General features: G+C 68.6%; 12 protein-coding genes and 1 pseudogene. 10 read left to right on the forward strand and 3 right to left on the reverse strand.

Annotation, left to right across the window (positions count from 1 at the left end; genetic code table 11):
* The first annotated feature begins 1 nt into the window (after window position 1).
* Entirely contained in the window at window positions 2-445 is a 444-nt protein-coding gene (locus tag VAR608DRAFT_RS24785; RefSeq protein ID WP_088956481.1) for a universal stress protein, read from the forward strand.
* A gap of 9 nt (window positions 446-454) precedes the next feature.
* Here VAR608DRAFT_RS24785 and VAR608DRAFT_RS24790 read toward each other — a convergent pair whose 3' ends face one another.
* The gene (locus VAR608DRAFT_RS24790; protein WP_088956482.1) at window positions 455-1,093 is read right to left on the reverse strand and encodes an RluA family pseudouridine synthase; all 639 of its coding nucleotides are present in this window, start codon (window positions 1,091-1,093) and stop codon (window positions 455-457) included.
* A 110-nt stretch (window positions 1,094-1,203) separates the two neighbouring features.
* Between VAR608DRAFT_RS24790 and VAR608DRAFT_RS24795 the strand changes: the two genes are divergently transcribed.
* Window positions 1,204-2,379 (forward strand): MFS transporter, encoded by a 1,176-nt coding sequence (locus VAR608DRAFT_RS24795; RefSeq protein ID WP_231972951.1) that lies wholly within the window; start codon window positions 1,204-1,206, stop codon window positions 2,377-2,379.
* Here the strand turns inward: VAR608DRAFT_RS24795 and VAR608DRAFT_RS24800 are convergent.
* Window positions 2,376-2,657, reverse strand: a complete 282-nt coding sequence (locus VAR608DRAFT_RS24800; protein WP_088958959.1) for a 2Fe-2S iron-sulfur cluster-binding protein — start codon at window positions 2,655-2,657, stop codon at window positions 2,376-2,378. The two genes, VAR608DRAFT_RS24795 and VAR608DRAFT_RS24800, sit on opposite strands and share 4 nt — an antisense overlap.
* Window positions 2,658-2,701: 44 nt before the next feature.
* On the opposite strand from VAR608DRAFT_RS24800, the gene VAR608DRAFT_RS24805 reads away from it, so the two are divergent.
* The 5 genes and pseudogenes from VAR608DRAFT_RS24805 (at window position 2,702) to VAR608DRAFT_RS24820 (ending at window position 7,650) form a co-directional block, all read left to right on the forward strand.
* Window positions 2,702-3,217, forward strand: coding sequence for a GNAT family N-acetyltransferase (locus tag VAR608DRAFT_RS24805; protein ID WP_088956484.1), 516 nt, complete (start codon window positions 2,702-2,704; stop codon window positions 3,215-3,217).
* Window positions 3,218-3,235: 18 nt separating this feature from the next.
* The gene (locus VAR608DRAFT_RS24810; protein WP_088956485.1) at window positions 3,236-4,117 is read left to right on the forward strand and encodes a DUF808 domain-containing protein; all 882 of its coding nucleotides are present in this window, start codon (window positions 3,236-3,238) and stop codon (window positions 4,115-4,117) included.
* A 233-nt stretch (window positions 4,118-4,350) separates the two neighbouring features.
* Window positions 4,351-4,482 (forward strand): annotated as a pseudogene (locus VAR608DRAFT_RS38595) (ESPR domain-containing protein); the annotation flags it as partial.
* Window positions 4,483-4,509: 27 nt separating this feature from the next.
* Window positions 4,510-7,143, forward strand: coding sequence for an autotransporter family protein (locus tag VAR608DRAFT_RS24815; protein WP_443082964.1), 2,634 nt, complete (start codon window positions 4,510-4,512; stop codon window positions 7,141-7,143).
* A gap of 99 nt (window positions 7,144-7,242) precedes the next feature.
* On the forward strand, window positions 7,243-7,650 hold the full coding sequence (locus VAR608DRAFT_RS24820) for a hypothetical protein (RefSeq protein WP_088956487.1): 408 nt from the start codon (window positions 7,243-7,245) through the stop codon (window positions 7,648-7,650).
* A 3-nt stretch (window positions 7,651-7,653) separates the two neighbouring features.
* Here VAR608DRAFT_RS24820 and VAR608DRAFT_RS24825 read toward each other — a convergent pair whose 3' ends face one another.
* Complete coding sequence (locus VAR608DRAFT_RS24825; protein WP_088956488.1) at window positions 7,654-8,751, reverse strand: M14 family metallopeptidase; 1,098 nt, start codon at window positions 8,749-8,751, stop codon at window positions 7,654-7,656.
* A gap of 176 nt (window positions 8,752-8,927) precedes the next feature.
* On the opposite strand from VAR608DRAFT_RS24825, the gene VAR608DRAFT_RS24830 reads away from it, so the two are divergent.
* The 3 genes from VAR608DRAFT_RS24830 (at window position 8,928) to VAR608DRAFT_RS24840 (ending at window position 11,831) form a co-directional block, all read left to right on the forward strand.
* The gene (locus VAR608DRAFT_RS24830) at window positions 8,928-9,584 is read left to right on the forward strand and encodes an alpha/beta hydrolase (RefSeq protein WP_088956489.1); all 657 of its coding nucleotides are present in this window, start codon (window positions 8,928-8,930) and stop codon (window positions 9,582-9,584) included.
* Window positions 9,585-9,715: 131 nt separating this feature from the next.
* Window positions 9,716-11,296 (forward strand): glutamate--cysteine ligase, encoded by a 1,581-nt coding sequence (gshA, locus tag VAR608DRAFT_RS24835; protein ID WP_231972952.1) that lies wholly within the window; start codon window positions 9,716-9,718, stop codon window positions 11,294-11,296.
* A 154-nt stretch (window positions 11,297-11,450) separates the two neighbouring features.
* Window positions 11,451-11,831 carry a response regulator gene (locus tag VAR608DRAFT_RS24840; protein ID WP_088956491.1) on the forward strand — a complete coding sequence of 127 codons (381 nt, stop codon included), beginning with the start codon at window positions 11,451-11,453 and terminating at the stop codon, window positions 11,829-11,831.
* The last annotated feature ends 70 nt before the right edge of the window (window positions 11,832-11,901 follow it).

An 11,901-nucleotide genomic window follows, 5' to 3' on the forward strand; every position in this document is an offset into this window, starting at 1 on the left:
CATGTTCAATCACATCCTGGTGCCCATCGACGGTTCCGAAACCTCGATGCTGGCGGTCAGCAAGGCCAGCGGGCTGGCGCTTGCTTTCGGCAGTCGCATCACGCTCATCCACGTGGTGGACAACTACCCCTTCATCGGCGTGGGCGCGGACTACGCGCTCGGCCAGAACGAATACCTGGCCGCCGCCACCAGCAGCGCCAATGCCGCACTCGCGCGCGGCGTCGCGGCGCTTGCGGCCGAGGGCCTGCACAGCGACCAGCGCGTGATCGACGGCCACGTGGTGCACGAAGGCATCGTCGACACCGCGATCGCCATCGGCGCCGACCTGATCGTGATGGGCTCGCACGGCCGCACCGGCATCGAGAAGCTGCTGCTCGGCAGCGTGACGCAGCGCGTGCTGCAGGACGCGAAGTGCCCGGTGCTCGTCGTGAAGGGTGCGTTCTAGGGTCAGGCCCTAGACGAAGGGCGGCGCACTCTCGAAGCGACACGCGCGTCCATCGGCCGGATGCGCGAACTCGAGCATCGTCGCGTGCAGCAGCAGCCGTGGCGCGCGTTGGCGGATGGCTTCGCTGCCGTAGAGCGCATCGCCGAGGATCGGGTGGCCGATCGACAGCAGATGCACCCGCAGCTGATGGCTGCGGCCGGTGAGCGGTTCCAGCCACACGTGCGTGGCGTTGCGCTCGGGCAGCAGTTCCTTCACGCGCCAGCGCGTCCGGCTCGGTTTGCCGGCGGCGTCGATCTTCTGCAGCGGGCGACGCGGCCAGTCGGCCATCAGCGGGGCGTCGATCAGCGACCACTCGTCGCGCACGGGCATCAAGCCATCCACGATGGCCTCGTAGCGCTTCTCCACTTGCCGGCTGGCGAATAGATCGCCGAGCGCACGCTGCATCTCGAGGCTGCGCGCCATCAGCACGAGGCCGCTGGTCGCCATGTCGAGGCGGTGCACGACAAGCGCATCGGGCCAGCGCCGCTGGGCTCGTGCGCTCAGGCAGTCCTGCTTGTCTTCGCCGCGCCCCGGCACGCACAGCAGGCCGGCGGGCTTGTCGAGCACGAGCAGGTGAGGGTCCTCGTGGACCACTTGCAGGTCATTCATCGGGTGCCGAGTCTAGAAGAGCTTGCTCGGCTATCCTCGACCCGATGTCCGTCGCCGCCGCTCCCGATCGAAGTTCCAGCTTTTCAGACCTGACGCGCGAGCGGCCCTTCATGCGACTGTGGTCCGCGCGCCTGTGCGGCACGGCGGCGAGCCAGATGCTGCTGGTCGCGATCGGCTGGCACATGTACGAGCTCACGCACAGCGCGTGGGACCTCGGCCTCGTCGGGCTCTACCAGTTCGTGCCGGCGCTGCTGCTCGCGCTGTGGGCCGGGCACGTGGTCGACCGCCACCATCGCGGGCGCATCGTCGCGGCGTGTTTCGCGGTGCAGGGCGCGGTCGCGCTCGTGCTTCTCCTTTCGGTGTACGGCGGCAAGGATTCGCGCGCGCTGCTGCTGGGGCTTTCGCTGGTGCTCGGCGCGGTGCGCGCGTTCCAGATGCCGGCGCAGCAGGCGCTGACGCCGCTCCTGGTGTCGCCGATGATGCTGCCGCGCGCGATGGCCTTCAGCTCCGCCGGCATGCAGGGCGCGATCATCGGCGGCCCGGCCCTCGGCGGCATGCTGTTCGTGGCCGGCATGGGCGTGGTGTACGGCGCGGCGTTGCTGTTCTTCGTGCTCGCTTCCGCGCTGGTGGTGCAACTGAAGTACGGCCACACGGCCATGCCGCGCGAGCCCGTGACCGCGAAGACGCTCCTGGCCGGCGTCGAGTTCATCTGGAAGCGCAAGCCGGTGCTGGGCGCGGTGTCGCTCGATCTGTTCGCGGTGCTGCTCGGCGGCGCGGTGGCGCTGCTGCCGATCTATGCCAAGGACATCCTCCACACCGGGCCGTGGGGCCTCGGGCTGCTGCGCGGCGCGCCGGCGGTGGGTGCGCTGGTGATGTCGATCTACCTCACGCGCCACCCGGTGGAGCGCGGCATCGGGCGCATGCTGCTGCTGGCCGTGGCGCTGTTCGGCCTGTGCATGATCGTCTTTGGCGTCTCGCGCAACTTCGTCGTCTCGCTGGTCGCGCTGGCGGTCTCGGGCGGCGCGGACATGGTCAACGTGGTGATCCGGCAGACGCTGGTGCAGCTCGAAACGCCCGATGCGATGCGCGGCCGGGTGAGCGCGGTGAATTCGATCTTCATCGGCGCCAGCAATCAGCTGGGCGAATTCGAATCGGGCGCGACCGCGGCGCTGCTCGGGCCGGTCGGCTCGGTGGTGGCCGGCGGCATCGGCACGGTGCTGGTGGCGGCCTGCTGGTTCCGGCTCTTCCCGTCGCTGGCGCAGCGCGACCGGCTCGCCAGGGGCTAGAAGACGGCGAATGCGTAGGGCACGTCCAGCGTGACGTCGCCTTCCGGCTCGGCGACGCAGGGCAGGATCCAGCCCTCGGCCTTTTCCTCGGCGCTCACGCCGGGCCATTCGATGCGGTAGCGGATCCGGCCCGCGACCAGCTTGCACAGGCAGGTGCGGCAGGTGCCGTTGCGGCAGGAACTCGGCAGCTCGATGCCGCCGGCTTCCGCGGCTTCCAGGAGTGTGCGGTCGGCTTCGAGGTCGAAGTGGAAGCCGCCGGGTTGAACGATCGCTTTCATCGGCAGCGACAATACGCCCCTTTACCGATCGTTTCCCTGCATTCATGTCCGATTTCGAAGTTCGCCCCGCCACCCTGCGCGACGCCAAGGCCGTCGCCGAAGTCCATGCCGCCGCCGCACGGGCCGCCTACGAGGGCCTCCTCCCCGAAGACCAGCTGCGCGCACTGACGCCCGCCACGCGCGAGGCCAAGTGGCGCGAGGCGATCGAGTACGCCGAACCGCAGGTGCATGTGGTCGAGCTCGGCGGCGAAGTCGTCGGTTTCGTCGGCTTCGACCGTTCGCGCGATCCGAAGACGCCGTCGACCACCGGCGAGATCTGGTCCCTCTACGTCAAGCCCGAGCACTGGGACAAGGGCCTGGGCGTCGCGCTGTGGGACGCCGCGCGCGAAGGCCTCGAGGAAGAGGGCTGCACCGTCGTGACCATCTGGGTGCCGCTGCGCAACGACCGCGCGATCCGTTTCTGCGAACTCGCCGGCTTCAAGCGCGAGATGAAGACCGCCAAGACCACCGCGATCGGCACCGTGAAGATCGAGGAAATCCGCCTCAAGCGAAACGTCTGACCCTCCGAGCACCCACCGATGGCCACCAGCCTGCTGCTGCTTCTCGATGACATCGCGACGGTGCTCGACGATGTGTCCTTGCTCACCAAGGTCGCGGCCAAGAAGACGGCGGGCGTGCTCGGCGACGACCTGGCGCTGAACGCGCAGCAGGTCGCGGGCGTGCGGGCCAGCCGCGAGCTGCCGGTGGTCTGGGCGGTGTGCAAGGGGTCGTTCGTCAACAAGGCGATCCTGGTGCCGGCGGCGCTCCTGATCGGCACCTGGCTGCCCTGGCTGGTCACGCCGCTCCTGATGATCGGCGGCGCGTTCCTGTGCTTCGAGGGCGCGGAAAAGCTCGCGCACCGGTTCCTGCACAAGGCCGAGCACGCGATCGAGACGCAGCAGCACGAGCAGGCCGTCGCCAACACGGCGATCGACCTGGTCGCGGCCGAGAAGGCCAAGGTCAAGGGGGCGGTGCGCACCGATTTCATCCTCTCGGCCGAGATCATCGCGATCACGCTCGGCACGGTGCAGGGCCAGCCTTTCCTGACGCAGCTCAGCGTGCTGGTGGGCATCGCGATCGTGATGACCATCGGCGTCTACGGGCTGGTCGCCGGCATCGTGCGGCTGGACGACATGGGCTACTACCTCAGCCAGCGCGGCAACGCCGCCGTGCAGGCGGTGGGCCGCGTGCTGGTCGGCGCGGCGCCCTGGCTCATGAAGGCGCTTTCCGTCCTCGGCACGGTCGCGATGTTCCTCGTCGGCGGGGGCATCCTCGTGCATGGCCTGCCGGCCCTCGGGCACGCGATCCAGGCCTGGGGCGCGCTGGCCTCGCTGCTCGGCAACGCGGCCTTTGGCGTGATCGCCGGCGCGATCGTGCTGGCGGCGGTCGAGGGCGTGAAGCGGCTTCGCGCACCGCGCTGAGGCGCCGCCAGATTCGGCGCCGCCCGCGAGGCGGCGGGCACCAATCCGGGGCGACGGGCGTCGCCAAAACGCGCCTTGCACCGCCCAATAACCCAAGTTTTGTAACTATTTTGTTGCATATCTGCGACTGCGCACCGTTTATGTGACTTTCTCCCAACGAAAATGAATACCTCGGCATTACAGTCGTAAGTATTCGTTTTCAGTCCCGAGTCGGTGGAAGGGAGAGCAAGCTCGTGAATCGTGTTTTCAGGGTCGTATGGAATTCATCGCTACAAACCTGGTCCGTTGCTTGCGAACTTGCCGCCACTGCGGGTAAATCGACCTCCTGCAGGGCGGTCTCCACCGCCTCGGCGCTTCTTGTCCTGTCCGGCGCCGCATCGGCCGCCTGCACATTGAACGGGATCGGCACCGCCTACGTCTGCACGAGCGCCGGCGGGCCCCAGACCACCACGGTCGGAGCGGGCTACGGCGCCATCCCGGGGACCACGGTCGACGTGCAGCAGAACGCGGTCATCAGCACCGGGGAGCAGACGGCGATCAGCATCCTGAGCAACGGCAGCATCACCCTGCGCAGCGGCGCGACGGTCGAGAACAATGCCCTCGGCCTGACCCAGGGGCTGTTCGGCACCGGCGCGAACACGGTGGAGTTCCTGAGCAACAACACGATGACGATCGCGCAGGGCGCGCAGGTGCTCTCGAAGGGCATCGCCGGCGACGCCGAGGCGATCAATCCGATCGGCACCGGCAACACGATCATCAACAACGGCACCATCGACTCGCAGGCCGGCGGTGCCGCGATCTGGTTCGAAGCGAAAAGCGGCAGCAACACCGTGGTCAACGGCGAGACCGGCGTGATCCGCTACGGGGACGGCACGGCCAGCATCATCGCGGTCGCCGGCACCATGGCGATCAACTTCACGAACAAGGGCCAGGTGCTCGGTTCGCTGAACTTCGCCGCCGGCGACGACACGCTCAACCTCTATGAGAACGGCACGATCTCCGGCGCCATCGACGGCGGCGGCGGCCGGAACCTGCTGACGCTCAACGGCACCGGCACGGGCACCTTCAACCACCCGATCTCGAACTTCCAGTCGCTGGTGAAGAACGACAGCGGCACCTGGAACCTCGCCATCTCGCTGCAGGACTCGGGCTTCACGAGCGCGCGCGTAGCCGGCGGCACGCTGGTGCTCGTGGCGGACGCCAGCAACTACGCCGGCAGCATGACGGTGGACCCGGCCGGTACGCTGCAGACCCCTGCCGAGTTCGCGCCGCTGGCGGTCACCGACAACGGCCTCGTGCGCTTCGCGCAGCCCAACGATGCGACCTACAGCGGGCTGCTCAGCGGCAGCGGCGGCATCGAGAAGACCGGCGCAGGCACGCTGACGCTCGCGAAGGCACAGGCGATCACCGGCACCACCACGGTCAGCGCGGGCACGCTCAAGGCCGGCGCGGCCGAGACCTTCAGCGCCGGCTCGGCGCATGTGGTCGCGGCGGGCGCGACGCTCGACACCGGCGGCTTCAGCCAGACCGTCGCGTCGCTGCAGAACGCGGGCACGGTGAGCCTGCTGAGCGCGGTCCCGGGTGGCACGCTGACGGTCAACGGCGCCTACGTCGGCCACAACGGCGTGCTGAACCTCGGCACGGTGCTGGGCGACAGCAGCAGCGTGAGCGACCGGCTGGTGCTGAACGGCCCGACGGCGAGCGCGAGCGGCAGCACCACGATCCGCATCACCAATCTCGGCGGGCTCGGCGCCCAGACCACCGGCAACGGCATCGAGGTGGTGAGTGCGCAGGGCGGCGCGACCACCACCGCGCAGACCACGAAGAGCGCCTTCACGCTGGCCAACGGCCACGTCGATGCGGGCGCCTTCGAGTACCGACTGTATGCAGCGGATGCCCACGGTGCGGGCGAGAACTGGTATTTGCGCACCGATGTGCCGGTCACGCCGCCGGCCACGCAGCCCGTGCAGCCCGACGCCACGCCGGATGCCACCCAGGGCAGTTCGCCCGAGGCGATCACCAAGTCGCCGACGGCTACGGCGCCCGCCGCGACGGTGACGGCCTACCGCCAGGAAGTGCCGCTCTTTGCCGCATTGCCGGCGCGACTGCGCCAGGCGGACATCGCGATGCTCGGCAACCTGCACCGCCGGGTGGGCGATGAAGCCGCGCCGGGGACCGCGGTCGCGGGCTCGGGCGATGCGGGCCGCGAGGCCTGGGCGCGCGCGGTCTACACCGATCTCGACATCCACCAGGACGGCGTGGCCGACGCCGGCAGCAAGGGCCACATGAGCGGCCTGCAGGCGGGCACGGATCTGTTCGCGGCGGGCCACTGGCGTGCCGGTGTCTACGTCGGCTATCTCGACGGCGGCGTGGACGTGAGCGGCAATGCGCGCGGCACCAGCGGCCGCGTGGGCAGCAACGACCTGCAGTCGCGCTACCTCGGCGGCTACGCGACCTGGATGGACGGCAGCGGCTGGTACGCGGATGCGGTGCTGCAAGGCGGCAGCCATCGCTACACGGTGCGCCCGGACCTGAACCTGAGCGCTTCCGGCAAGGCCGAGAGCCTCACGGCCTCGATCGAGACCGGCAAGGCTCTTGCGCTTGCCGGGAACTGGACCCTCGAGCCGCAAGCCCAGCTCGCGTGGCAGCGCAGCCGCTTCGACGACGTGCTCATCAGCGGCGCCGCGGTGCGCCAGGATGCCGCGAGCGGCTGGATCGTCCGTCTCGGCGTTCGCGTCAAGGGCGACTTCGCGACCGGCGCCGGCCGCCTGCAGCCCTACGGCCGCGTGAATCTCTATCGTGCGAGTTCCGGCACCGACGTGGCGACCTTCGTCGGTCCCGCCGCGAGCACGCCGATCGCGAGCGCCACCGGCTACAGCTCGGCCGAAATGGCGGGCGGCGCGACGCTGGCCCTGTCGTCGTCGACCACGCTGTACGGTGAAGTCGGGCACGTCTTCGACGTCGGCGGCGATGCGCGCGTGAAATCGTCGGTGCAGGGCTCGGTTGGCGTACGGGTGACCTGGTAAACGCTCGCCGGGCCGGGGCCGGCTTTCGGTTCAAATAGGGGTTGCCGCCGCCCGCGGGCGCGCGGCGCTTTCCACCCCGACGTCACACCCCGAAAGCCCATGGAATTTGCCCGTCACCGCGTCCTTTCGCTCACCTCACGCGCGATCGCGCCGCTCTTGCTTGCCCTGTTCGCTTCCGGCGCGCTCGCCCAGGACGCGCGCGAGTTTCCCGGCGCGGCCATGCGCTTCCTGAACGTCGAGCTGCCGCAGATGGAAAACGCGATCAAGGAGCGCGATCGCGACTACTTCGAGGACGCGATGGGGCGCATGCTCGATTTCTCGGACCAGTGGGGTTTCAAGGTGCGCGACAACCCGCAGCTCGCGCGCTACCCGATGTGCACCGAGGCGGTGTCGGATTTCCTCGTGGTCGGCATGTGCCGCATCATGACCACTGCAGATAGCTGTGTGCCGGGGATGCAGCAGCGCTTCAACACCAACCTGCAGAAGTGCAGGGAACTTGCCCAGTGAGCCTCAGGCGCTCCTGAGGCCCTGCACCGTCTGCAGCAGCACCACGCGGGTCTGGCCGAGCACCATGCCCTTCCACTCGTCGTTGTCGCAGTAGAAGGCCTCGCGCAGCTCCCGGCGGATGGTGCGCTGCTGCTTGGCCGGCGCCTCGGGATGCCGGCGCAGCCACGTGTCGGCGCGCAGGCGGGTCATGACTTCCTGGTCGGGCAGGGTGCCGAACTCCAGGCCCATCAGCGCGGCGCTGGCCTGCGGGCACTCGTCGTACACCGCCGACACCACCGGGCCGGACACATCGACCGAGGCCGATCGCCCCTCGAACGGCGCGAAGACGTCCAGGCCCCACCAGGCGCGCGCCTGCGCGAGATCGGCCGCGGCATTGCGGCCCGCGTAGATCTTTTCGCCATGGCCGTACGGGCCGAGCCCGGTATGGACGTCGATCCAGCCGATGTGCGTGGCGTTCGCACCGTACTTGCGCAGGATGCCGCGCATGGTGCGGTTGCTCCACGAGGGCGCCTTCCCGCCATAGAACACGCCCTGCGGCGAGGTGTATTGGCCCGATGAGACAGCGGTGCGGAAGGCCCACATGCCGTGTTTCTCGATGTAGGCCGACATCGCCGTGAGATCCACGGCGGTCGGCGGCCAGTGGGCGGGCAGCACGAAGGGCTCGACCTCGGAGTAGGCCGCGTTCACCGGCAGCGGCGCGTCGAAGTCGATGTGGTTGCGGTTGAGGTCGACGTTGTCCTCGTTCGTGCGGTGCAGGTGCGAGAAGCCGTGCGGGTTGACCGCGTGGATCAGCAGGAGCCCGATGCCGGCCTGATCGATGCGCGAGAGCAGGTCGGGGTCGTTCAGCGTCGCGATCTGGCAGCCCGAGCCGCAGAAGCCCTCGGGGCCGTGCGTGCCCGAGCTGACGATCAGCAGCCTGGCCGCGCCCGGCTTGCCGAGGCAGGCCACGTCGGTGGCCAGGGTTTCGCCGAGGGCGCCGCGATGCGCTTCGAGTTCGAAGCTTTCGACCGCCGCGCCGCACTGGGCCGCGGCATCGAGGAACTTCTGCCGCGCCTCGGCATACGTGCCCGAGAAATGGCGGGTGGCTGCAGTGGTGTACATCGTGAGAGTCCTTGGAAATCGGGTTCTTTGCAGTTTGATGGGCATCGGCCGCATCGATGTCCTCGCCGGCGAAGTCTCGCATCCACGGCAGGCCGGCAGCGAAACCGCGAGCAGATGCCACGCCGAGTCCGGCGCGCCGCGCGCCGCGGCCCCCTTTCTGCGGTAACGTCGGGGCCATGTCACTCCCACCCATCGAAATCGAAACCGGCCCGAATCCCAAAGCCGCGGTCATCCTCATGCACGGCCTCGGCGCCGACGGCAACGACTTCGTGCCGATCGCCAGCGAACTCGAGCTCTCGGCCGTGGGGCCGGTGCGCTTCGTGTTCCCGAACGCGCCGGTGATGCCGGTCACCATCAACGGCGGCTACCGCATGCCGGCGTGGTACGACATCCTCGGTCCGGGCAACCCGGAGGACGAAATGGGGCTGCGGCGCTCGCAGGTCGCCGTCGAGGCGCTCATCGCCAACGAAAAAGCGCGCGGCATCCCGGCCCATCGCATCGTGATCGCCGGCTTTTCGCAGGGATGCGCGATGACCTTCATGACCGCCTTGCGGCATCCCGAGCGGCTCGCGGGCATCGTGGGCCTGTCGGGCTACCTGCCGCTGGCGCAGACCGTGGCCGCCGAGCGCCATCCCGCCAACCAGGCGACGCCGATCTTCCAGGCCCACGGCACGCGCGACGGCGTCATCCCGATCGCCCGGGCTTCCCAGAGCCGCGATGCGCTGGCGGCGCTGGGCTACCAGGTCGAATGGCATCAATACCCGATGGAACATTCCGTCTGCATGGAGGAAATCGCCGATTTGAACCGCTATCTGCTGAAGGTTCTTGCCTAGCGGCTGGCTGCGCGTTCATGCGGACGCCCACGGAATGAGCCGCCGGCGCCGGGGTCAACAGTCCTCGGCCAGCAGCAGTCTTTTTGGCGTGCTACCTTCCAGCCCCACGAAAACGGATGGGTTATATCCACATGAACAATTTGAAGGAGCGCCTTGAAGCGCTCTCGGCCGCGCGGCTGAGGGGCGTGCGGCGGGGGATCGAGAAGGAAAGCCTGCGCGCGCAGCCCGACGGCAAGCTCGCGCTGACGCCGCATCCGGGCGCCCTGGGGTCGGCGCTCACGCATCCGCACATCACGACCGATTTCAGCGAGTCGCAGGTCGAGCTCATCACCGGCGCGCACAAGGACGTCGAGACGGTGCTTCAGGAACTGGTGCAGATCCACCAGTTCACCTACCGCGTGCTGGACGAGGTCGGCGACGAGCGCCTCTGGGTGTCGAGCATGCCTTGCGGCCTGCCCACCGATGAAACCATCCCGATCGGGCTCTACGGCTCGTCGAACGTGGGCCGCGCCAAGAGCGTCTACCGCATGGGCCTGAGCCACCGCTACGGCCGGCGCATGCAGACCATCTCGGGCATCCACTACAACTGGTCGCTGCCGGAGGTGTCGAGCGAACAGTACTTCGCGCTGATCCGCAATTTCCGGCGCCAGGCCTTCCTGCTGTTGTACCTGTTCGGCGCTTCGCCGGCCCTGTGTTCGAGCTTCGTCGACGGCCGGCCGCACGAGCTGCTGCCGATCGGCGAGGGCAGCATGCACATGCCCCACGGCACGTCGCTGCGCATGGGGCGCCTGGGCTACCAGAGCGAGGCGCAGGCATCGCTGGCCGTGAGCTACAACAGCCTCGACGGCTATGCGGCGTCGCTGCAGGACGCCTTGACCCGCCCGTGGCCCGCCTACGAGGCCATTGGCATCCGCAACCTCGGCGGCGACTACAACCAGCTCGCCACCACGCTGCTGCAGATCGAGAACGAGTTCTACGGCACCATCCGCCCCAAGCGCGTGATCTACCCGGGAGAGCGTCCGCTGCATGCGCTGCGCGAGCGCGGCGTGGAATACGTCGAGGTGCGGCTCATGGACCTCGACCCCTTCGAGCCGGTCGGCATCAATGCCGAGACGATGCGTTTCCTCGACGTCTTCCTGCTGCACTGCCTGCTCACCGACAGCCCGCCCGATACCCGCGAGGAAATCGCCGATCTCGGGCACAACCAGCATCTGACCGCTGCGCGCGGCCGCGAGCCCGGCCTGCAATTGCGGCGTGCCGGCAAGCCGGTGCTGCTTGCCGAGTGGGGCAGCGAGCTGCTGCGCGAATTCGAGCCCGTCGCCGCGGCGCTGGATGCGGCGCACGGGGGCTCGAAGCACGCCGAGGCGGTGCAGGCCGCCGCCGCCGCGCTGAAGGACCCGTCGATCCTGCCGTCCGCCCGCGTGCTGGCGGCGATGAAGGCGTCGTACAACGATTCCTTCGTGAGCTTCGTGCGCGCGCAGTCGGCGAAGACGCGCGAAACCCTGCTGGCGCTGCCGTTCTCGGCCGAACAGCGCGCCGAGTTCGAGCGCCTTTCGCGCGAATCGCTCGGCGAGCAGAAGCGCATCGAGGCCAGCGACACCATGCCGTTCGAGATCTACCGCGAGCAGTACGTGTCGCCCGCCCGGCTCGGCTTCAAGAACCATTGGCCGGAACTGGCGGACGGGCCGGTGAGCCAGAGCGCGGCACTTTGAGCCGCGCGGCCCGGGCGGCCGACGATATGGCTGGGTAGGTTCCTGCCTACCCGAATTGGCCGCCAAGGCTCACCCGGGTGCGGCCAGCCATGAGGAAAATGGGCATCAAGGTGGTCATACCGCCACCCCCTGCAACCGACTGCCCATGCACGCCATGCCCTTCAAGACCTATCTGGTCGAAGACAACCCCGTCATCCGCGAGAACCTGACCGGGTTTCTCGAGGACATCGCCGACGCGGTCGTGGTCGCCCACGCGAGCGGCGAGGACGAGGCGGTCAACTGGCTCAAGGACCACCGCGACGCCTGGGACGTGGCCATCGTCGATCTGTTTCTCGACCAGGGCAACGGGCTTGGCGTGATCGACGCCTGCCGGCAACGGCGCGCGGACCAGAAGGTGGTGGTCTTGAGCAACTACGCCACGCCGGATATGCGCGCGCGCTCCAAGGCGCTGGGCGCCGACGCCTTCTTCGACAAGTCGGCCGAAATCGAACTGCTCTTGGATTACTGCGAGCGACTGAGTCACCCACACGACTGAGCCGGGGATGTCACCGGCCCGGGGCATCTGCTTTCTGGGGTAAAACGCTGCGCGTCAACGACTCCAACGA

This window comes from Variovorax sp. HW608, from assembly GCF_900090195.1.
Lineage (GTDB): Bacteria > Pseudomonadota > Gammaproteobacteria > Burkholderiales > Burkholderiaceae_C > Variovorax.

Excerpts from the sequence above, each read along its gene's own strand:
- VAR608DRAFT_RS24785 (WP_088956481.1), top strand. The coding sequence starts at position 2 with ATGTTCAATCACATCCTGGTGCCCATCGACGGTTCCGAAACCTCGATG.
- VAR608DRAFT_RS24790 (WP_088956482.1), bottom strand. The coding sequence starts at position 1,093 with ATGAATGACCTGCAAGTGGTCCACGAGGACCCTCACCTGCTCGTGCTC.
- VAR608DRAFT_RS24795 (WP_231972951.1), top strand. The coding sequence starts at position 1,204 with ATGCGACTGTGGTCCGCGCGCCTGTGCGGCACGGCGGCGAGCCAGATG.
- VAR608DRAFT_RS24800 (WP_088958959.1), bottom strand. The coding sequence starts at position 2,657 with ATGAAAGCGATCGTTCAACCCGGCGGCTTCCACTTCGACCTCGAAGCC.
- VAR608DRAFT_RS24805 (WP_088956484.1), top strand. The coding sequence starts at position 2,702 with ATGTCCGATTTCGAAGTTCGCCCCGCCACCCTGCGCGACGCCAAGGCC.
- VAR608DRAFT_RS24810 (WP_088956485.1), top strand. The coding sequence starts at position 3,236 with ATGGCCACCAGCCTGCTGCTGCTTCTCGATGACATCGCGACGGTGCTC.
- VAR608DRAFT_RS24820 (WP_088956487.1), top strand. The coding sequence starts at position 7,243 with ATGGAATTTGCCCGTCACCGCGTCCTTTCGCTCACCTCACGCGCGATC.
- VAR608DRAFT_RS24825 (WP_088956488.1), bottom strand. The coding sequence starts at position 8,751 with ATGTACACCACTGCAGCCACCCGCCATTTCTCGGGCACGTATGCCGAG.
- VAR608DRAFT_RS24830 (WP_088956489.1), top strand. The coding sequence starts at position 8,928 with ATGTCACTCCCACCCATCGAAATCGAAACCGGCCCGAATCCCAAAGCC.
- gshA (WP_231972952.1), top strand. The coding sequence starts at position 9,716 with ATGAACAATTTGAAGGAGCGCCTTGAAGCGCTCTCGGCCGCGCGGCTG.
- VAR608DRAFT_RS24840 (WP_088956491.1), top strand. The coding sequence starts at position 11,451 with ATGCCCTTCAAGACCTATCTGGTCGAAGACAACCCCGTCATCCGCGAG.